General features: G+C 59.9%; 22 protein-coding genes. 10 read left to right on the top strand and 12 right to left on the bottom strand.

Translation table 11 applies throughout. The annotated features are described in order from the left end of the window. Window positions 1–101: 101 nt before the first annotated feature. The 4 genes from CFter6_RS19010 to CFter6_RS18995 are packed head-to-tail and all read right to left on the bottom strand — an operon-like array spanning window position 102 to window position 4,524. A complete protein-coding gene (locus CFter6_RS19010) occupies window positions 102–1,511 on the bottom strand; it encodes a M20/M25/M40 family metallo-hydrolase (protein ID WP_061541246.1) in 1,410 nt (469 codons plus the stop codon). 29 nt (window positions 1,512–1,540) lie between these two features. After that, window positions 1,541–1,861 carry an AtuA-related protein gene (locus CFter6_RS19005; RefSeq protein WP_061542471.1) on the bottom strand — a complete coding sequence of 107 codons (321 nt, stop codon included), beginning with the start codon at window positions 1,859–1,861 and terminating at the stop codon, window positions 1,541–1,543. Between the two features lie 8 nt (window positions 1,862–1,869). Further along, window positions 1,870–3,198, bottom strand: coding sequence for an acyclic terpene utilization AtuA family protein (locus CFter6_RS19000; protein ID WP_061541245.1), 1,329 nt, complete (start codon window positions 3,196–3,198; stop codon window positions 1,870–1,872). Between the two features lie 27 nt (window positions 3,199–3,225). Beyond that, window positions 3,226–4,524, bottom strand: coding sequence for a CitMHS family transporter (locus CFter6_RS18995; RefSeq protein WP_061541244.1), 1,299 nt, complete (start codon window positions 4,522–4,524; stop codon window positions 3,226–3,228). A gap of 137 nt (window positions 4,525–4,661) precedes the next feature. Between CFter6_RS18995 and CFter6_RS18990 the strand changes: the two genes are divergently transcribed. Next, window positions 4,662–5,579, top strand: coding sequence for a LysR family transcriptional regulator (locus CFter6_RS18990; protein WP_061541243.1), 918 nt, complete (start codon window positions 4,662–4,664; stop codon window positions 5,577–5,579). Here the strand turns inward: CFter6_RS18990 and lepB are convergent. Further along, window positions 5,576–6,244: a signal peptidase I gene (lepB, locus tag CFter6_RS18985; RefSeq protein ID WP_061542470.1), complete on the bottom strand. Its 669-nt coding sequence runs from the start codon at window positions 6,242–6,244 to the stop codon at window positions 5,576–5,578. The genes CFter6_RS18990 and lepB overlap by 4 nt on opposite strands. A gap of 357 nt (window positions 6,245–6,601) precedes the next feature. Between lepB and CFter6_RS18980 the strand changes: the two genes are divergently transcribed. After that, window positions 6,602–7,612, top strand: coding sequence for an IS110 family RNA-guided transposase (locus CFter6_RS18980; protein ID WP_061539234.1), 1,011 nt, complete (start codon window positions 6,602–6,604; stop codon window positions 7,610–7,612). Window positions 7,613–7,635: 23 nt separating this feature from the next. Here CFter6_RS18980 and CFter6_RS18975 read toward each other — a convergent pair whose 3' ends face one another. After that, window positions 7,636–8,247 (bottom strand): cysteine hydrolase family protein, encoded by a 612-nt coding sequence (locus CFter6_RS18975; RefSeq protein WP_061541242.1) that lies wholly within the window; start codon window positions 8,245–8,247, stop codon window positions 7,636–7,638. 199 nt (window positions 8,248–8,446) lie between these two features. Between CFter6_RS18975 and CFter6_RS18970 the strand changes: the two genes are divergently transcribed. From CFter6_RS18970 to CFter6_RS18945, 6 genes are all read left to right on the top strand, one after another. Continuing rightward, window positions 8,447–9,397 carry a GlxA family transcriptional regulator gene (locus CFter6_RS18970; protein WP_061542469.1) on the top strand — a complete coding sequence of 317 codons (951 nt, stop codon included), beginning with the start codon at window positions 8,447–8,449 and terminating at the stop codon, window positions 9,395–9,397. Between the two features lie 76 nt (window positions 9,398–9,473). Next, window positions 9,474–10,001 carry a hypothetical protein gene (locus CFter6_RS18965; protein WP_061541241.1) on the top strand — a complete coding sequence of 176 codons (528 nt, stop codon included), beginning with the start codon at window positions 9,474–9,476 and terminating at the stop codon, window positions 9,999–10,001. Between the two features lie 84 nt (window positions 10,002–10,085). Continuing rightward, window positions 10,086–10,991: a DNA/RNA non-specific endonuclease gene (locus CFter6_RS18960; RefSeq protein WP_061541240.1), complete on the top strand. Its 906-nt coding sequence runs from the start codon at window positions 10,086–10,088 to the stop codon at window positions 10,989–10,991. Beyond that, a complete protein-coding gene (locus CFter6_RS18955) occupies window positions 10,984–11,229 on the top strand; it encodes a hypothetical protein (protein ID WP_061541239.1) in 246 nt (81 codons plus the stop codon). The genes CFter6_RS18960 and CFter6_RS18955 overlap by 8 nt, the downstream gene beginning before the upstream one ends. A gap of 18 nt (window positions 11,230–11,247) precedes the next feature. Next, window positions 11,248–11,478 (top strand): hypothetical protein, encoded by a 231-nt coding sequence (locus tag CFter6_RS18950; protein WP_061541238.1) that lies wholly within the window; start codon window positions 11,248–11,250, stop codon window positions 11,476–11,478. Next, the gene (locus CFter6_RS18945) at window positions 11,448–11,810 is read left to right on the top strand and encodes a hypothetical protein (protein WP_061541237.1); all 363 of its coding nucleotides are present in this window, start codon (window positions 11,448–11,450) and stop codon (window positions 11,808–11,810) included. Before CFter6_RS18950 ends, CFter6_RS18945 begins: the two co-directional genes overlap by 31 nt. 11 nt (window positions 11,811–11,821) lie before the next feature. Here the strand turns inward: CFter6_RS18945 and kynA are convergent, their stop codons facing one another. Genes kynA through kynB form a run of 3 tightly spaced genes read right to left on the bottom strand, consistent with a single transcriptional unit; the run spans window position 11,822 to window position 14,589 of the window. Then, window positions 11,822–12,664 (bottom strand): tryptophan 2,3-dioxygenase, encoded by an 843-nt coding sequence (gene kynA / locus CFter6_RS18940; RefSeq protein ID WP_061541236.1) that lies wholly within the window; start codon window positions 12,662–12,664, stop codon window positions 11,822–11,824. Window positions 12,665–12,682: 18 nt separating this feature from the next. Continuing rightward, on the bottom strand, window positions 12,683–13,939 hold the full coding sequence (gene kynU / locus CFter6_RS18935) for a kynureninase (RefSeq protein WP_061541235.1): 1,257 nt from the start codon (window positions 13,937–13,939) through the stop codon (window positions 12,683–12,685). Next, window positions 13,936–14,589 (bottom strand): arylformamidase, encoded by a 654-nt coding sequence (kynB, locus tag CFter6_RS18930; RefSeq protein WP_061541234.1) that lies wholly within the window; start codon window positions 14,587–14,589, stop codon window positions 13,936–13,938. Before kynB ends, kynU begins: the two co-directional genes overlap by 4 nt. A gap of 135 nt (window positions 14,590–14,724) precedes the next feature. Between kynB and CFter6_RS18925 the strand changes: the two genes are divergently transcribed. Then, on the top strand, window positions 14,725–15,201 hold the full coding sequence (locus CFter6_RS18925) for an Lrp/AsnC family transcriptional regulator (RefSeq protein ID WP_061541233.1): 477 nt from the start codon (window positions 14,725–14,727) through the stop codon (window positions 15,199–15,201). A 60-nt stretch (window positions 15,202–15,261) separates the two neighbouring features. Beyond that, on the top strand, window positions 15,262–15,489 hold the full coding sequence (locus CFter6_RS18920; RefSeq protein WP_061541232.1) for a hypothetical protein: 228 nt from the start codon (window positions 15,262–15,264) through the stop codon (window positions 15,487–15,489). A 57-nt stretch (window positions 15,490–15,546) separates the two neighbouring features. Here the strand turns inward: CFter6_RS18920 and CFter6_RS18915 are convergent, their stop codons facing one another. The 3 genes from CFter6_RS18915 to CFter6_RS18905 all read right to left on the bottom strand — a co-directional run bounded on the left by CFter6_RS18915 (window position 15,547) and on the right by CFter6_RS18905 (window position 17,025). Then, window positions 15,547–15,957, bottom strand: a complete 411-nt coding sequence (locus CFter6_RS18915) for a VOC family protein (protein ID WP_061541231.1) — start codon at window positions 15,955–15,957, stop codon at window positions 15,547–15,549. An 81-nt stretch (window positions 15,958–16,038) separates the two neighbouring features. Continuing rightward, complete coding sequence (locus CFter6_RS18910) at window positions 16,039–16,563, bottom strand: SRPBCC family protein (RefSeq protein ID WP_061541230.1); 525 nt, start codon at window positions 16,561–16,563, stop codon at window positions 16,039–16,041. Window positions 16,564–16,599: 36 nt separating this feature from the next. Further along, window positions 16,600–17,025: a YciI family protein gene (locus CFter6_RS18905; protein ID WP_061541229.1), complete on the bottom strand. Its 426-nt coding sequence runs from the start codon at window positions 17,023–17,025 to the stop codon at window positions 16,600–16,602. Window positions 17,026–17,333 lie beyond the last annotated feature (308 nt).

Genomic DNA, 17,333 nt, shown 5'->3' with positions numbered 1-17,333 from the left:
CAGGCCCTGGACACTCTGGTTCTTGCGTTTGAATTCTGCAGTAAAGTAAGCCGGCTCCGGCTGGCGCCGGAGTCGATTCTTTTTCCTGCGCTTTTGCTACCCTATTGCGCCAGGCGCTTGACTAGGCGGTAGAGGAATTCGCGGCCGTCGTAAACGCGCTGGATTTCGACCCGTTCGTCGAGGCCGTGCGTGCGGCGGTCGGAAGGCTCGACGAACAAGCCCGAGACGCCGTACATCGGGATGCCGGCATTACGCATATAGCTGCTGTCGGTGGCGCCGGTGCTCATGGCCGGCACTACCGGCACGCCTGGCCACATGTCCTGGGTCAGCGCTTCGACTGTCTTCACCAGGTCGCCGTTGAGCGGTGAAGCCGGGCTGCGCAGCGGTTTGTTGGTGTAGCGCACCGCGATCTTGTCGTTATTGATCACCTGCTTGAGCTGGCGGTCTATGTCGTCCGGATCGTCTTGCGGCAGGATGCGGCAGTTGACCGTGGCCTTGGCCGATTGCGGCAGCGCGTTTTCCGCATGGCCGGCGCTGACCATGGTGGCCACGCAGGTGCTGCGCAACTGTGCGTTGTAGTCGGGGATCGCCGATAAGCGTTCTATCGCGGCGGCGTCCGGCTTACCGCTGCCGACCGCACGCATGTCGGCGGCCAGCTGGCCGCTGGCAAACGGCGCACTGCGGGCGAAATAGCCGGTGGTGACTTCGGCCAGGTGCACCGGGAAACGGTAGGCGCTCAGTCTGTTCAGGGCAGCGGCGATGGCATAGATCGGATTGCTGGCAGTGGGGGTCGAACTGTGGCCACCGGCATCACGCGCTTCCAGTTCATAGGTGGCATAGATTTTCTCGGCGACCTGGATCCGGTGCAGGTTGGGCTTGCCGTCGCGCAGCTCGCCGCCGCCGCCTTCGTTGATGCCGAACTCTGCCTTGAGCAATTCCGGCTTGTTGGCGATCAGCCATTTGGCGCCGTTGCTCTCTACATCGCCACGCTCTTCATCGGTGGTCAGCGCCAGGATGATGTCGCGGCTGGGCTTGAATCCTTCCTGCTTGAGCTGGCTCAGCACCGAGACGAAAGCCGAGGCCATCGCCTTGTCGTCGATAGAGCCGCGGGCGGTGAAATAGCCGCCGGTTTCCTGCAGCTGAAAAGGATCGGTTTTCCAGTCTTCGCGCTTGGCTTCGACCACGTCGATATGCGCCAGCAACAGCAGCGGCTGCTTGCTGCCGTTGCCCTTGAAACGCAGCACCAGGTTGCCTTTGCGCGGGAACGGTTCGATCACCTGGATATCGCTGGCCGTGAAACCGGCGTCCAGCAAGTGTTTTTCCATCGCGTGCGCGGCTTTTGTAGTGTCGCCTGCGGAGTGGCTGGTATTGATTTCCACCAGCTCTTTGTAGATATCGTGGTAGCGCTGGGTTTCCGGTGACAGCGTTTGCGCCGACGCCATGACTCCCAGCGTGGCAAGGGCAAGGGCCAGTGTGGCTTGTGTCGGCAAGCGGCCAATCTGCATTCTCATGGACTTCCTTTCTTGGCGGGGTGGATGGATCAGGAAGGATCGGTATCGTCTGGAATTTCCATGGTCATTATCGCCGAACTCAGGCATTTTCCGTGAGCATCCAGCGCGAGCGAGCGGGTGACGCCGCCGCCCAGGGCGCGTTGCATGACGAAGTTCAGCGCGCCAATGCTTGGCAGCGCATAGCGCAGCACCTCGCCGTGCACGATGCCTGCGAAATGCGCTTTGACCCGTTCCGGGGTCAGGTATTTTTCCAGCAGCGCGTAATCTTTCTCCTGGTAGGCGATCACCGAGATGTTCGAGATGTCGCCTTTGTCGCCGGCGCGGGAATGGGCAAGTTCGCGTAGTTTCATCTTCATCCTCACTCGAAATGCACAGAGGTTGTTACTTGCCGGCGCGGCAGCAGGCATGACTGCACCGCGACCACTTCCTTCGCCGTCTTGGTGGCGCCGCCGCCGCCGGCCGGACCGCAGGTGTACAGCGTTTCGACTTCGTTGCCGATGCGGATGGCATCGCGCATGCTGCCGCTGCGGGCGCTCACGCGGACCCGTACCTCATACGGTTCGCTCGCTTGTGCAGACAAGGCAGCGCCGTGGATAGCGTCGGTGCCCAGCAGGTCGTAGCGGATTTCATCGAATACCGCCGCGCTGAGTTGCAGCCGTTCCGCAACAATGGCCTGCGCCAGTTTGCCGCGCGCCAGCGCGCCCGGGCCGGCATAGGAAATCTGCCCTTCGCCGATGTAGCTGTCGATGTAGCCTATCGATACTTTCAGGGTATCCGGCCTGGCGCGGCCGGTAGCGCCTTGCACCAGCACCCGGTCGGGACCGATTTCCCGCACGGTGGCCGCGGAAAAATCGGCCACCACATCCGGCGTCAGGTAACTGGCGGGATCGTGTATTTCGTACAGCAGCTGTTCCTTGCAGGTAGCCGGCGTTACCTGGCCGCCGGAGCCCGTCACCTTGGTGATGACCACCGAACCGTCTTCCGCCACCTCGCCGATCGGGAACCCCAGCCGCGCCAGTCCCTGAACATCCTTGTAGCCGGGATCGGCGAAGTAGCCGCCGCTGACCTGGCCGGCGCATTCCAGCAAATGCCCGACCAGCGTACCCTGGCCGAGGCGATGCCAGTCGTCCATGGCCCAGTTGAATTCGTGGATCAAGGGCGCCAGGAACAGCGCCGGATCGGCCACGCGGCCGGTGATGATCACGTCGGCGCCCTGTGCCAGCGCCTCCACCAGGGGCGCGGCGCCGATATAGGCGTTGGCCGACAGCAGCTTGTCGCCGAGACTATTGACAGCGATGTCCTGGTCGCTGATGTAGTCGCCAGCTTTCAGGGTATCCAGCACATCGTCGCCGGTTATCGCCGCCACTTTCAGCTTGAGGTGCATGGCCTGTGCAATCTGCCTGACCATGGCGGCGGCGGCCAGCGGATTGGCTGCGCCCATATTGGTGATGATCTTGATTTTTTTTTCGCTGCAGATGGCGAGCACAGCCTGCATCCGTTCCGCCAGCAGCGGATCGAAGCCGAGCGCAGGATCGTTCATCCGGGCCTGCTGGGCAATGGCGATGGTGCGCTCGGCCAGGCATTCGAACACCAGGTAGTCGATCTCGCCTTTCTCTGCCAGTTCGATGGCGGGTTCGATGCGGTCGCCGGAGTAGCCGGCGCCGGCGCCGATGCGGATATGTCTCATGCTGGTTTCCTTAATCTAAAACGCGCCTCACAGGGGAAAGACGCCGATCACGACGCAGGTGATGGTCATGATGACGGACGCGGCGAACAGGTATTTGAACGTGTATTTCTGGTGATCGGCCAGGTCGATGCCGGCCAGGCCAGCCACCAGGAAGGTCGCCGGCGTCAGCGGGCTGACGGGGAAGCCGGTGGTCATCTGGCCCAGCAGCGCGGCTTGCGCCACATGCAGCGGCTGTACGCCCAGCATGTGGCCGACTTCGGCGATCACGGGCAGCACGCCGAAGTAGAAAGAGTCGGGATCGAACAGCATCGACAATGGCATCGACAGCAGGCCCAGCACCACAGGGATATGCGACGCCATGGAGGGCGGGACGAAACCGACCGCCATCTTGGCCATGGCGCTCAGCATCCCGGATTTGGTCATGATGCCGGTGAACACGCCGGCGGCGAACAGGATGCTGGCCATCAGCAGGGCAGCCTTGGCGTGGGCGTCGATGCGGGTGCGCTGCATGTCGGCGTTGCGGTAATTGATCATCAGCGCCAGCACCACGCCGATCATGAACATCACTACCGGATCGATTTTGCCGCTGATCATCACGCCCAATACAAACACGGTCAGCACGATGTTGATCCAGAAATTCTGCGGACGGCGTATGTTCTTTTCCGCTTCCGACAACTCGTGGGTATGGACGAAGCCAAGCGGCGCGCCCTTGGTCAGGCCGAGCCGCCGTTCTTCTTTCAGGCCGAGGTAGTAAGCCACGGAAAAAACGAACACCAGGCCGACGATCTGCACCGGGATCAAGGGCGTGAAGATTTCACTGACCGGGATGTGCAAGGCGGCGGAAGCGCGGATCATGGGGCCGGTCCACGGCAGGAAATTGACGCCGGCCGCCAGCGAGGCGACGCAGGCCAGGATGCGCTTGTCTATGCCGAGCCGCGTATATAGCGGCAGCATGGCCGGAATCGTCACCAGGAAGGTGACCGCGCCCGAGCCGTCCAGGTGGATCAGCAGCGCCAGCAATGCGGTGCCGGGCACGATGCGGGTGGGACGGCTGCCGACGATGCGCAGGATGGCGGAGATGATCGGATCCAGCATGCCGGCATCGGTGACTATGCCGAAGAACAGGATGGCGAATACGAACATGCCGGCCACCGGAGCGATGCTGGTGATGCCCGAGACGATGAATTTCGACGTCTCCAGGCCAAAGCCGCCTATCAGGGCGGCGATGATGGGAATCGCAATAAGCGCCACCAGCGGCGACATCTTTTTTGTCAGGATCGCCGCCAGCAGGGTGACGATGGTAATGAAGCCGAGTAATGCCAGCATGTTGTCTGTCTCCTATCCCGTGGATATTTTTATGGGAATACTTGTTATTGCTCTTGTTTTAAGAGCATTCTGGTAGCTGGAGTTTGTGCTGTAAAATGATTTTTTTCGATGGATTGATCGTAAAAACGGGTTAATCGATGAAGCTCAATATCTCCACCCGTTCGCTGCACGCCTTCCTGGCGCTGCAGGAATGCAAGCATTTCACCCATGCCGCCGAACGCTGTTTCATGTCGCAATCGGCGTTCAGCGTCATGATCCAGAAGCTGGAAGTAGCGGTGGGCGCCAAGCTGTTCGAGCGCGATACACGCAATGTCACGCTGACTGCGGAGGGTGAACTGTTCGCGGAAGTGGCGCGCTCGCTGGTGAGCGATATCGAATCGGCGTTTGCCGACATGAGCGACTACGTCGCCAGGCGCAAGGGCCGGGTCGCGATTGCGGCCTTGCCGTCGCTGGCGGCGAACGGCTTGCCGGCGGTGATTGCCGAATACAAACGGGCTTATCCCGGAATTACGGTGCAGCTGTTCGATGCCTTGTCGGACCAGTGCCTTGCCATGCTGCGCCAGGGCAAGGTGGATATCGCTTTGACCGCGCCGGGCTCGGGCCTGATCGAATTCGATACCAAGACCTTATGCAGCGATCCGTTTTACCTGGTGTGCCGCCAGGATCACGCGCTGGCCGGCAAGCGCCGCATCCGGTTGTCCGACCTGAGTGGCTGCGAGCTGATCCACCTGGCGCGCTCCACCAGCGTGCGCCAGCATGTCGAGCTGCTGTTGCGCGGCATCCCGGTGATGAATTCCGGCCTTGAAGTGGAGCATCTGGCTACGGTGGCGGGCTTGATCGAATCCGGCCTCGGTGTCAGCATCGTGCCGGAGCTGACCTTGTTCCAGTTCCGTCACATGGACCTGGTCAGCATCCCGATCGATGCGCATGACATCGTGCGGCCTATCCTGATCGTGAAAAAGAAAGAGCGTTCTCTTTCGATTGCGGCGCAGGGCATGTCGGAGCTGATTGAAAAGCGGCTGCATGACATCGGCAGCCGTGCAGCGAAACGCTAATGTAGTTGCATGCCGAAACGTTCGGTCCTTGGCATCCAGTTGCCCTTGATGTCGGCCGACACCAGCACCCGCTCGGCGCGCCCGATCAGCAGCTCGCGCGGGACGAAGCCGAAATGACGGTAATCTCCGCTGTTGTCGCGGTTATCGCCTAGCATCATGTAGTGGTCTTGCGGCACCGTGATCGGACCGAAGTTACGGTCGGCGTTGACTTGCGGCAGCAGCTGGATGCGATGCTGTTCCGCTCCCATTTTTTCATTTAGGCGCAAGGCGACCAGGGCGCCGCCGTGGTCCAGCGGTTCCGGCGCGCTGCCCAGCATGGCGTAGCTGGCTTCCTGGCCGTTGATGATCATCTTTTCATCGCGCATTTCGACGGTGTCGCCGGGCAGGGCGATCACGCGTTTGATGAGCCTGGTGTCATCCAGCGGTGAAAAGAAGGTAACGATGTCGCCGCGCTTCGGTTCGCAGAGGTGGCCGATGACGATATTAGTGAGCGGGACTTTGAGGTTGAATGCAAGGCGGTTGACGAACACCACATCGCCTTCCAGCAGGTTGGGGCGCATGGAGCCGGAGGGGATAGGGTTCCAGTCGGCGACCGCGGTGCGGAAAATCCCGAAAAGAAAAAGGAACAGCAGGAATCCCTTGTTGAGACGAATCCAGTTTTTCATTTCATTCCGCCTTTCAGTGGTGTTCAGCCTTGCGATCTGCATAGTATGCCACTTATTTTCGAACCATTTCCGCCCGCCGCCAATGCCTCCCAAACTGCCCACAACCATGCCAGCCAGTTAATTAGGGTCAGAGTCGAATATTGATGCAGGAGAATATTCGACTCTCGTATATTGAACCTACCGCATCGCCATTGGATAATCATGATGTCGAAGCGGTCGGGCAGAGTGATGCCGATTAGACTGAGTGCGGTTGAGCACGTGGGTCAGATAGGTGCCTCTGCCCGTTTCATTTTATAAGTCCGAACGGTATCTTGGGCCATCGCCTGGCGCGTAAGCCCGCATACGAGAAAGGTCAAAATGGAAACGGTGTGCGCAGTTGTTGGTATCGATGTGAGCAAGAAGAAGCTCGATATTGCCTTGCTGGTCAACGGCAAGACCAAGGCCAAGGTGGTGGATAATTCGGCCGAGGGATACAAATTACTCCTGGAGTGGTTAAGCAAGGCGAAAGTCGCTAAAGAAACGCTGCATGTCTGCATGGAGGCCACTGGGATTTACTATGAACCGGTGGCATTGGCGCTGCATGACGCAGCAATGAGCGTTAGCGTGGTCAATCCGGCCTGCATCAAAGGCTTCGGCCATAGTGAGAATATCCGCAACAAGAACGATACTGCCGATGCCGGACTCATTGCGCGCTATTGCGCTGCCATGAAGCCCGCGCCTTGGGTGCCGCCACCGCTGGAACAGCGCCAGTTGCGGGCTTGGTCGATGCGAGTACAAGCATTAAAGGATATTCGCCAACAGGAAGAAAACCGGCTTGAAGCGAACACCTTCACCGGTATGAGCGACGTCGCCGACCATGTGAAGCAACACATCGCCTGGCTAAGCGCTGAGATCAAAAAATTGGAGGGTGACATCGATGATCACATCGATCGACATCCCGGCCTCAAGCATGATGCCGAGCTCATCACGAGCATCCCAGGTATCGGCGGCACTACGGTGGCGAGGATCTTAGGCCAGTTGGGTGACATCCGGAGATTTGACAGCGCCAAGGCATTTGCCGCATTTCTCGGCGTAACTCCGAAACAACGCAGCTCCGGCACCTCCATCAAAGGTCGAACCATGATTAGCCGAGTTGGAAGCATGTCTATGCGGGCGGCGCTTTATATGCCTAGCTTAGTAGCATGTCGACACAACCCGCTACTACGTCGCTTTGCTGAGCGACTATTGGCCACCGGTATGGCAAAAAAAGCTGTAATCGGGGCCGTGATGCACAAAATGACACATCTGATTTACGGAGTGGTCCGTACTGGCAAGCCCTTCGATCCCAATTATTTAGCGAACGGCCTTGCTATTCAAGACGGTATCTGACCCTAATTAATCAGTGCGATGGCTTAGGCTAGGGGCAGCTGCAGGATCTGCGCGGTTGTCATGACTTCGCCGAAGGTATCGGCGATGGTCGCCAGCGATGCGCGGTGGAGTGCGGCGTGCGGCAGGATGGCGCCGTCGGCGCTGTCGAGGTCGCGCGTGGCGCAGGCGTCTTCGGCTACCAGCACTTCGTAGCCGAGAGGCACCGCGTCGCGTGCGGCGCCGGCCACGCAGGCATGGGTCATCAAGCCGCTGACGATCAGGGTCTTGATGCCTGCCGCCTTGAGGCGGCTGTCGATGTCAGTGGTTGGGAATACGCTGACGGAAGATTTCTGCAGCACGCTGTGGTGTGCCGCCGGCTGCAGTTCTTCATGGAATTGCACCGTGGCGCCGCCCTCGGCAAAAATCGGCGTACCGGCCGGGGTGACATGCTGGACGTGGAACACGGGAATGCCGGCCTGGTCGGCAAATTCGACCAGGCGCCGGGCGTTGCCAAGTGCGCGTTTGCCGTCGGGAATCGGCATCTTGCCGCTGAAATATTCGTTTTGAAAATCGATGACCAGCAGGGCGGTGCTGGCGGCCTCTATCCTGGCCGGTGCGGCAGCGCCGGCGATGGCGCGGATGGTCGGGTGGTTCATCTTGAGACTCCTGTCTGATTGGGCATGACGAACGCCAGTCGCTCATCTCTGCTTTTCCCTCGGCTCGCTGCATTGAGCGTCGGGACAGGACGAAGTATCGGGTTTCAGGGTTGGCGACGAAAGTGTCCCGATAGACATAATATGATAGGATCGGGCCATGTTGAAATCAGCCCAGATTCACGAGATTGCGCCAGAGGCAGTGCATACCGTAGCGGTAATCGCGTTCGAAGGTATCAGTCCTTTCCACCTGTCCGTGCCCTGCATGGTGTTCGGCGATGACCTTGCCCGGCTGGGTGCACCGCGTTACCGTTTGCTGATATGCGGCGAACAGGCCGGGTTGATCCCGACCATGTCGGGCTTCAATATCGATGTGCAGCATGATTTGTCCGCGCTGGCTCAGGCCGATACGGTGATCGTGCCGGCTTGGCGCGATCCCGACGAGCGCCCGCCGGAAGCCCTGCTGCAGGCTTTGCGCAAGGCGCACGCGCGTGGCGCCAGGATTGTCGGTTTATGCCTGGGAGCTTTTGTACTGGCGGAAGCCGGCTTGCTGGATGGCCGCGCAGCCTCCACCCACTGGGTGTGGGCCGACGACTTTGCGCGGAAATACCCGCGCGTCAAGCTGGACCAGAAAGTACTGTACGTGGACGACGGCGACATCCTGACTTCAGCCGGCACCGCCGCCGCGATCGACTGCTGCCTGCATCTGCTGCGCCGTGACCACGGCGCCGAGGTGGCGAACCGCATCGCCCGACGCATGGTGGTGGCGCCGCACCGCGATGGCGGCCAGGCCCAATATATCGAACAGCCCTTGCCGGCAACCGGCGGCAGCGACCAGCTCACGGCCACCCTGGACTGGGCCATGCAACATCTTGAACAGCCGCTGTGCCTGGATGTGCTGGCGGCGCGGGCGGCCATGAGCCGGCGCAACTTCACGCGCCGCTTCAAGATGAAGACTGGCGCCACGGTATCGCAATGGCTGCTCAACCACAGGCTGGCTGCGGCACAGCGGCTGCTGGAAACCAGCGACAAGGCGATCGACCGCGTGGCCGAAATGGTCGGCTTCGGTTCCACCGTGTCGCTGCGCCAGCATTTCACTTCCGCCTTCTCGGTTTCGCCTGCTGCTTACCGCAAACAATTCCGGCGCCTGTGAGCTGCCGCGCTTTGTACTATACAATTCGGGCTAGTTCCAGCCTCCTTATCCTCCATCAGCAGTGAAGCAATCCGCAATGACAGACCATTCCACAGCAAGCCCCGAAGCACACGATGCCCACGATGAAAGCGCCGCCGCCGGCGACCAGAAAATCCAGGAACCGCGCCTGTGGCAGGACGACGGCTGGACCGCGCGCATCATCAAGAACGATGACGACGACGGCTGGGCGGTAGCGATGATCAAGGATGGCGAACCCGAACCGGCCCTGATCGGCCCCTGGACCATGGGCCGCGACAAGAAGAATCCCAAGCCGCTGGACCCCTCGGCCTTCATTACGCTGGTCAAGACCGCCTCGGAATTCGTGCGCCGGCACGAGCAGCAATTGCATGCCATGCTGCACAAGAGCATCGTGGTGGACCATGCCGAAACAACGCTCAATATTACGCTCGACATCGTTCCCGACGACGATTTCCCTTATGCCTTGCTGACCGCCCACAACGCCGATGGTGAACAGCTGGCGCAAGTGCGGGTGGCCGCAACTTTCAAGCTCAGCCAGAGCAGCGCCAGCGCCTGGGCAGCCAACGAATTTCGTACGCCACACTAAAATTGCAGGGAGAAATCGGGGATAGTGCTTGGAGCGATTTAAGTTAAACCTTATACTGGGTATTTATACAGTTTTTGGTGAGTAATGCCGCACAAGCTACGTATCTTCTTCCTGCTTTTCTTTTTCAGTTCTACGGTTTTTGCCACAGATTGTCCCTCGCATTACGCTGCCGGCCGCGCCCCTGAAATCCTTAACGACAAGCTGGCGCGCCAGACCCAGGAGTTGTGTTACCAGGCTTTTGCCGTCATGCATTCAGGCGTTACGCGCACGCCTTTATGGTCGGCCGAGCATCTGACGCGCAGCAATATCGATGCCGCCCGCACATTGTCGCGCGAAAATTCATTTCATCCCGAACCCGGCCTGCTGATCAGCGGCCGCGCCGAGCTGAAAGACTATGCACGCTCCGGTTTCGACCGCGGCCACATGAGCCCCAACGGCGACATGGCGAACCGCACTTCGCAATATGAAAGTTTCAGCCTGGCCAACATGATTCCGCAGAATCCGCAGAACAACCACCATGTCTGGGCCGATATCGAAAGCGCGGTGCGGCGCCTGGCTGAGAAAGACGGCGAGCTGTACGTGATTACCGGGCCGGCGTTCCTCGGCCAGGACCTGCAAAAGATCGGCAATGTGCTGGTGCCGACTTATATCTATAAAGTGGTCTATAGTCCGAGAAGACAGCAGGCCGCCGCCTACTTCATCAAGAACGAAGACACTTCCCGTTACCAGGCCTTGTCGGTGACGCAGCTGGAAAGCACTTTGCGCATCGATCTGTTGCCTGGCGTGCCGAAGCGCATCAAGGACGTGGCGATGGCATTGCCGGTTGCAGGCCAGCACGGCGGCAGGAATGCTCCCGAAAAAAGAGAAGAGCCGGCGGCCCAGGTCAAGAAGATCGAAGCGGATTTACTGTCCAGGCTATTCAACGACGGCTTGAAAATGTTCCTGAATTTCATCACAAACCTGATCCATAAAGGATGGTCGCATGTCTAAATTTATCCCGTTCTCGGACGAGAGCTCGACTCTTACCATCGGCAAGCTGAATGTCGAGAATCGCCTGGACCGGGTCAGCCTGTTCGGCGATCTCGACCTGACCTTGGACCAGCGTGGACTGGAGCAAGCCAAGACGTTGCAGTCGCTGCTCAACCGGGTGGTGGAGGAACTGGAGTCGCGGAGCTTGCCAGAGACCTTGGCCACCGCTCCGGTGGTGAAGGTCAGTAATCCTTTTTGAACAAGCGAGGCAATCGAGATGGAAGATACAACAGCCGATACCGGACTGAGCGCGGTCGGCATGCTGGGCAACGGAGCGCCGGCCAGCCAGGTGCTGGAGGCAGTGGCGATGCGCAAGCATGGCGATCCGGCCTGGGAGCCGTTTCACTATGAGAAGATTTCCGAGACCGAATACGAAGTCAACGGCGGCGCGCCGGCTGTAATCGGCGGCGTCAAGAAATGGCCGGGCCGCATAGCAGCGTGCTGGTGACGGTGGATGAAATCGCCGAGGAACAGCAAATACGGTTTCCAGCGCAAGCTGCGCCGGAGCCGGCTGCGGTCCGTCAGCTTTTGCCGGACGAAGCGCAGGACAGCGCAGCGGCAAACTTCCTGACAGTGGTCCTGCAGTTGCCGCAGGATGAAGCAGGCCGCAAACGCATCTGCAATGCGCTCGGACTGGACGCCGATTTTTTCGGCGCCAAAGTGACGGCGACTTCGCTGGCCGACGAGATTGCGGTCAACCAGCTGCTGGAACTGCGCTGCGATCCGGCCGATGTGCAAGACGTGCGGGCGCGTGTGGCAAAGCGCAACGCGGGGACGTAGCCTGCGCTAGTTCAGAGCGAAGTCCGCAGCGAAAACAATTCCGGGAACAGCACCACGTCCAGCATCATTTTCAGGTAGCTGGCGCCTTCGGTGCCGCCGGTGCCTTTCTTGAAGCCGATGATGCGCTCCACCGTGGTCAGGTGGCGGAAGCGCCAGTAGCGGAACGCGGTTTCGAGATCGACCAGTTTTTCGGCCAGCTCGTATAACTCCCAATGCGTATCGGGCGCCTGGTATACCGCCAGCCAGGCCGTTTCCACCGAGTGGTCGGCGGCGGTGGCCTGGCTCCAGTCACGGCGCAGGCGGGCCGGATCGACCGCCAGGCCGGCGCGTGCCAGCAGCATCACTGCTTCGTCATAGATCGACGGCTGCTGCAAGGCATCCTGCAGCCGCGCATACGATTCCGGCGAATGCTGGTGAACCTGCAATAAGGCGGCGTTCTTGTTCCCCAGCAGGAATTCGATCTCCCGGTACTGGAACGACTGGAAACCGGACGACTGGCCGAGATAGGGGCGGATCGCGGTGTATTCCGGCGGTGTCATGGTCGCCAGCACATCCCAGGCGTGCACCAGCTGGTCCATGATGCGCGCTACCCTGGCCATCATCTTGAATGCGGGCGACAAGTCGTTGCTGCGCATCTGCGCGCGCACCGCGTGCAGTTCATGCAGCATCAGCTTCATCCATAGCTCGCTGGTCTGGTGCTGGATGATGAACAGCATTTCATTGTGGTTGGGCGAGAGCGGCCGTTGCGCCGACAATACCTGGTCCAGCGCCAGGTAATCGCCGTAACTCATGTTCTCGCCGAATTCCATTTTTGCGCCATGCCATGATTCGTTGGGCTTGTAAGGGCATTCCATTGCGTGGCTCCTGCGTAGTTAGGTGACAGCTTCCCGCTGCGCATCGATTTCATAATCCTGGTCGGCCAGGATCCGGCGCAGGATGCTGACGGCATCCCAGACATCGGTGAATTGGGTATACAGCGGCGTGAAGCCGAAGCGCATCACCTGCGGTTCGCGGTAATCGCCGATGACGCCGTGCGCGATCAGCTCGCGCATGACGGCGTAGCCGTGCACGTGGGTGAAGCTGACGTGGCTGCCGCGCTGCTCGTGCGGGCGCGGGGTCACCAGCGTCAGGCCGAGGCCGGCGCAGCGGCTTTCGACCAGGGCGATGAACAGGTCGGTCAGCGCCAGCGATTTGCGGCGCAGGGCGTGCATGTCGGTTTGAGCGAAAATGTCGAGGCCGCATTCCACCAGCGCCAGCGACACCACCGGCTGGGTGCCGCACAGTGCGCGGCGTATGCCTTCGCCGGGAGCAAATGCGGGCTGCATGGTGAACGGCGCCTGGTGGCTCCACCAGCCGCTCAGCGGCTGCCGGAACTGCGCGTGGTGGCGCGGCGCGATCCAGGCGAAGGCCGGCGCGCCGGGGCCGCCGTTGATGTATTTGTAGGTGCAGCCGACGGCAAAGTCGGCATTTGCCGCGTGCAGGTCGATCGGCACGGCGCCGGCCGAATGCGCCAGGTCCCACAGCACCAGCGCGCCTTGTTCCTGAGCGCTTTTGGAGATGGCTTGCATGTCGTGCAGGTGGCCGCTGCGGTAGTTGACGTGGGTCAGCATGAGGACCGCGGTTTCCGCGTTTACTGCCGTGGCAAGCTCTTGCGGCGTGTCGACCAGGTGAATGCGGTAGCCGCGGTCCAGCCATTCGGTCAGGCCTTGCGCCATGTAGATGTCGGTCGGGAAATTGTCGCGTTCGGTGACGATCACCTTGCGGCTGGCGCCATCGGTTTTGCCGGCCTGGATCTGCAAGGCGCCGGCCAGCAGCTTGAACAGGTTGATGGAAGTGGAATCCGTGATCACCACTTCATTTTCGCCGGCGCCGATCAGCGGCGCCAGCTTGTTGCCCAGCCGGCTCGGCAGGTCGAACCAGCCAGCCTTGTTCCAGCTGCGGATCAGGTCGTGTCCCCATTCCTGCTGGATCACTTGCTGCGCACGCTGCAGCGCTGCGTGCGGGCGCGCGCCCAGCGAATTGCCGTCCAGGTAAATCACGCCTGGCGGCAGGTCGAACAAGGTTCGCAGCGGCGCCAGCGGATCGTCTGCATCCAGGGCTTGGCAAGCTGCACGGCTACTGTTTGTCATGGGGGAGTTCCTGAAGGTGAAAGAGGGCGCAAAACCGCCCGCACCGGACTGGCGTCCATGCCGGCCAGGCGCAGGGGCAGGGCAATCAGCTCGTAGTCGCCGTCGTCAATTGCATCGAGCACGATGCCCTCCAGTATTGCCATGCCGTGTTGCCTGATGGCGTGGTGCGCCAGCATGGTCTTGGATTTCTGCGGATCGAGCGACGGCGTATCGATGCCGACCAGGCGCACCCCGTGTTGCGCCAGCAGCGCGATGGTCTCCGGCGCTACCGCTGCAAACGCCGGATCCCATTGTTCTTGCGGCGCGCTGGCGTAAGTGCGCAACAGTACGCGCGGCGGAAGGTTGGCCAGGGCGTGGGCAATGTGCTGCGGCGTGACCAGCGCAGCGCCTATGCAATGAATGACGCGGCAGGGGCCGATATAAGCATCCAGGGCGACCTGGTCGATAGACAGGCCCTGTGCATCGTAATGACTGGGCGCGTCGCAGTGGGCGCCGGTATGGGTGGAAAGCGTGATCTGGCTGACATGCACCGGGCAGTTGTCGCCGATTTCCCAGGTGGCTTGCGCGCTATAGGCGGTGTCGCCCGGCCACACGGGGATCCGTGCGGACAGGGCTGGGCTGATGTCCCAGATAGGTTTTGAAGTGGCGATGGCGTTCCCCGGTGCTGAATCCGAGCAACTATTTTAGGCGAGCTTGCCAGAATTTTTATACGAAATTAGTGGAAAATTTATGTATTAATTAGAATAAAATGAAGGATATATAATTATTATTGAAAGATAATTTCAATGCAGCTCGATACCATCGATTTAAACATTCTGACCCTCCTGCAGCAGAATGGCCGGATCAGCAACCAGGACCTGGCGGAGCAGGTATTCCTGTCACCCTCATCCTGCCTGCGCCGCGTCCGCATCCTGGAAGAGACAGGCATCATCAGCCGCTACAGCGCCGTGCTGAGTCCGGAAAAACTGGGGCTGGAGCTGGATGTGTTCGTGCAGGTGACGATGCGGCGCGATGTCGAGAGCTGGCATGAGAACTTCATGCAGGCGTTGCAGGATTATCCGGAAGTGGTCGGTTCCTACATCATCACCGGCGATGCCAACTACCTGCTGCGAGTGAAGGCGCGCAACCTGAAGCACTATTCCGCTTTTGTACTGGAGAAGTTATATAAAATACCGGGCGTGCAAGATATCCGCTCCAATATCGTACTGCAGGCGATCAAGGAAACCTACGAACTGCCGCGCGAATTGCTGGGCGATGGCTGAGGCGCCGGATCCCTGGCACTGCGCAGATAATGAATAACCCCGATATATCAGGTTGAAACCATGGCAAAGACGATTGAAGAAGTGTTGGCAAGGCAAAAGGAAGGGGCACAATTCGTGCTGTCGGCGCCGCTGCTCGGATTGGAGCTGGAAGATTTCGACACGGTCGCCAAAATCTGGGCTGCCGAAGGCGGGCCTGGATTCAAGGTGGCCGGCGTGCCGCACCGCAAGTGCGTCGACGGCGAGTTTTTCATAGATCGCGTGACGGTGGTCAAGCTGGCGCTGCTCTAAAGACATCGGCTGGCGCACTGCTTTGGCGGCGCGCCAGCGCTACCTTGCAACTATCGGTCAGGCAGCTTTCTCGCAATTGACCATCCATGGCGTGCCGAACTGGTCTTCCAGCATGCCGAAACGCTCAGCCCAGAAGGTTTTCTCGAACGGCATCTTGATCGTGCCGTTTTTTGCCAGGGCATTGAAGACCCGTTCGCCATCCGCAATCTTGTCGAACACCAGCGACAGGACTATGCCTTGCGCTTTCTCAAAATACTCGGTGGGACAGTCCGAGCCCATCAAGACCCCGCCATCGACTTCCAGGCGTATGTGCGCGATCCGGCCTTGCTGGTCCGGCGGCGTCTTTTCCGCCATCGGCGTATCGGCATTGGTCACTCTCAAGGCGATTTTTCCGCCCAGGATCTGCTGGTAGAACTTGAAGGCGGCGTCGCACTGGCCGTCGAAATTCAGATAGGGATTCAATAGCATGTTGTTCTCCTCTGTTCCTGCGATGGATAATGAAAACAGCGCCACGCCTGCTTGCGTGCATGGCGCCAGGGTGACCGTCGTTTATTTCTCGGCGACGGCCTTCAGGTTGGCAAGGCCGGCTTCGAAATCCTTGCCGATCATGCTGTCCATATTGAAAAACAAGCCCATCACCTTGCTGACATAAGGCGCGGGTCCATACATGGCCCAGGTGACGTTGCTGCTGTCGCCCTGGGTGTCGACGCTGAACTCGGCGACATTGCTGGCTTCAAACGGTTTGCTGAAATCGAGCTTGATGACGGTTTTCGACGGCGACGCTTCCTTGATCTCCATGCGTCCGGCGCCGGCGTCGCCATTGCCGTCCCAGGCATACACCGCACCCGGGCCGCTAGCGGCGCCGCTGAAAGTCCGCTTCATCGCCGGATCCATTTTTTCGTAAGGCGACCAGTTGCTCCAGTCGTGGAAGTTGTTGACCTGCGCCAGGATTTTTTCCGGCGGCGCCTTGATCGAGATCGTGCGCTGGACGCGGAATGTATCGGGCTTGGTCGCTGCATAACCAAGGACGGCGGCCAGTGCGACGACGATAACGATAGCAATTTTCTTGATCATGCAGATCTCCTGATGGTGTCGGGATGGCGCGGCAACTCAGGCGCCGGCACTTTGGCGGCGCAGGCGTTCTTCGGTTTCCCGGAGTTCCGGCGTGAATTCGGCGCCGAAATCCTCTGCCTCGAATACCTGGCGCAGTTCGAGCTCGACGGCGCCGTCGCCATCCAGGGCCGGCCAGCGCTTGACCCATTCGATGGCTTCCTGTTTCGACTTCACCTGAATCATGGTAAAGCCGGCGATCAGTTCCTTGGTTTCGGCGAAGGGGCCGTCGAACACGGTCGGTTTGCCTCCCGCAAAACTGATGCGAGCGCCCTTGCCGCTAGGCTGCAAGCCTTCGCCGGCCTGCATTACGCCGGCATTCACCATTTCTTCGTTGTATTTCATCATGGCGGCCAGCAGTTCGGTGCTGGGCATGGTGCCGGCTTCTGTATTCTTGTCCGCCTTGCGTATGATCATGAATCGCATTTTGATATCTCCGTTCGGTTTAAGGTTGGGGCCGGGCCGGCGGCTGCCGCCGATTAATTCCCGGATCTGCTAACTAGTCGAGCGGGAAACGGCGAGATCGACAGTTTGCGGATTTTTTTTGAATTATATTTGAAGAGGCGGTTTTACTTGTGGAAATCGCAATTCCTTTATTCGGCAGGCATGCGGCCGGGCTTGTTTGAGCGCAAACAGCCAATGCAGGTTCAGTGCAAGCTGCGAACCGAGCATTCATTCAGAAATGGAATTTTGCGGCGCCACGATGTTGCCGCAGCCAGGCAGCATCAGGCGCT

Origin of the sequence: Collimonas fungivorans (assembly GCF_001584145.1) — a bacterium.
Lineage (GTDB): Bacteria > Pseudomonadota > Gammaproteobacteria > Burkholderiales > Burkholderiaceae_D > Collimonas > Collimonas fungivorans.
The sequence above is the reverse complement of the archived record's forward strand: the minus strand, read 5'-3'. Positions and strand labels throughout refer to the sequence as shown.

Bases quoted from the DNA above. Each gene is read 5' to 3' on its own strand.
- CFter6_RS19010 (WP_061541246.1), bottom strand. From the start codon at position 1,511: ATGAGAATGCAGATTGGCCGCTTGCCGACACAAGCCACACTGGCCCTT.
- CFter6_RS19005 (WP_061542471.1), bottom strand. From the start codon at position 1,861: ATGAAACTACGCGAACTTGCCCATTCCCGCGCCGGCGACAAAGGCGAC.
- CFter6_RS19000 (WP_061541245.1), bottom strand. From the start codon at position 3,198: ATGAGACATATCCGCATCGGCGCCGGCGCCGGCTACTCCGGCGACCGC.
- CFter6_RS18995 (WP_061541244.1), bottom strand. From the start codon at position 4,524: ATGCTGGCATTACTCGGCTTCATTACCATCGTCACCCTGCTGGCGGCG.
- CFter6_RS18990 (WP_061541243.1), top strand. From the start codon at position 4,662: ATGAAGCTCAATATCTCCACCCGTTCGCTGCACGCCTTCCTGGCGCTG.
- lepB (WP_061542470.1), bottom strand. From the start codon at position 6,244: ATGAAAAACTGGATTCGTCTCAACAAGGGATTCCTGCTGTTCCTTTTT.
- CFter6_RS18980 (WP_061539234.1), top strand. From the start codon at position 6,602: ATGGAAACGGTGTGCGCAGTTGTTGGTATCGATGTGAGCAAGAAGAAG.
- CFter6_RS18975 (WP_061541242.1), bottom strand. From the start codon at position 8,247: ATGAACCACCCGACCATCCGCGCCATCGCCGGCGCTGCCGCACCGGCC.
- CFter6_RS18965 (WP_061541241.1), top strand. From the start codon at position 9,474: ATGACAGACCATTCCACAGCAAGCCCCGAAGCACACGATGCCCACGAT.
- CFter6_RS18960 (WP_061541240.1), top strand. From the start codon at position 10,086: ATGCCGCACAAGCTACGTATCTTCTTCCTGCTTTTCTTTTTCAGTTCT.
- CFter6_RS18955 (WP_061541239.1), top strand. From the start codon at position 10,984: ATGTCTAAATTTATCCCGTTCTCGGACGAGAGCTCGACTCTTACCATC.
- CFter6_RS18950 (WP_061541238.1), top strand. From the start codon at position 11,248: ATGGAAGATACAACAGCCGATACCGGACTGAGCGCGGTCGGCATGCTG.
- CFter6_RS18945 (WP_061541237.1), top strand. From the start codon at position 11,448: ATGGCCGGGCCGCATAGCAGCGTGCTGGTGACGGTGGATGAAATCGCC.
- kynA (WP_061541236.1), bottom strand. From the start codon at position 12,664: ATGGAATGCCCTTACAAGCCCAACGAATCATGGCATGGCGCAAAAATG.
- kynU (WP_061541235.1), bottom strand. From the start codon at position 13,939: ATGACAAACAGTAGCCGTGCAGCTTGCCAAGCCCTGGATGCAGACGAT.
- CFter6_RS18925 (WP_061541233.1), top strand. From the start codon at position 14,725: ATGCAGCTCGATACCATCGATTTAAACATTCTGACCCTCCTGCAGCAG.
- CFter6_RS18920 (WP_061541232.1), top strand. From the start codon at position 15,262: ATGGCAAAGACGATTGAAGAAGTGTTGGCAAGGCAAAAGGAAGGGGCA.
- CFter6_RS18915 (WP_061541231.1), bottom strand. From the start codon at position 15,957: ATGCTATTGAATCCCTATCTGAATTTCGACGGCCAGTGCGACGCCGCC.
- CFter6_RS18910 (WP_061541230.1), bottom strand. From the start codon at position 16,563: ATGATCAAGAAAATTGCTATCGTTATCGTCGTCGCACTGGCCGCCGTC.
- CFter6_RS18905 (WP_061541229.1), bottom strand. From the start codon at position 17,025: ATGCGATTCATGATCATACGCAAGGCGGACAAGAATACAGAAGCCGGC.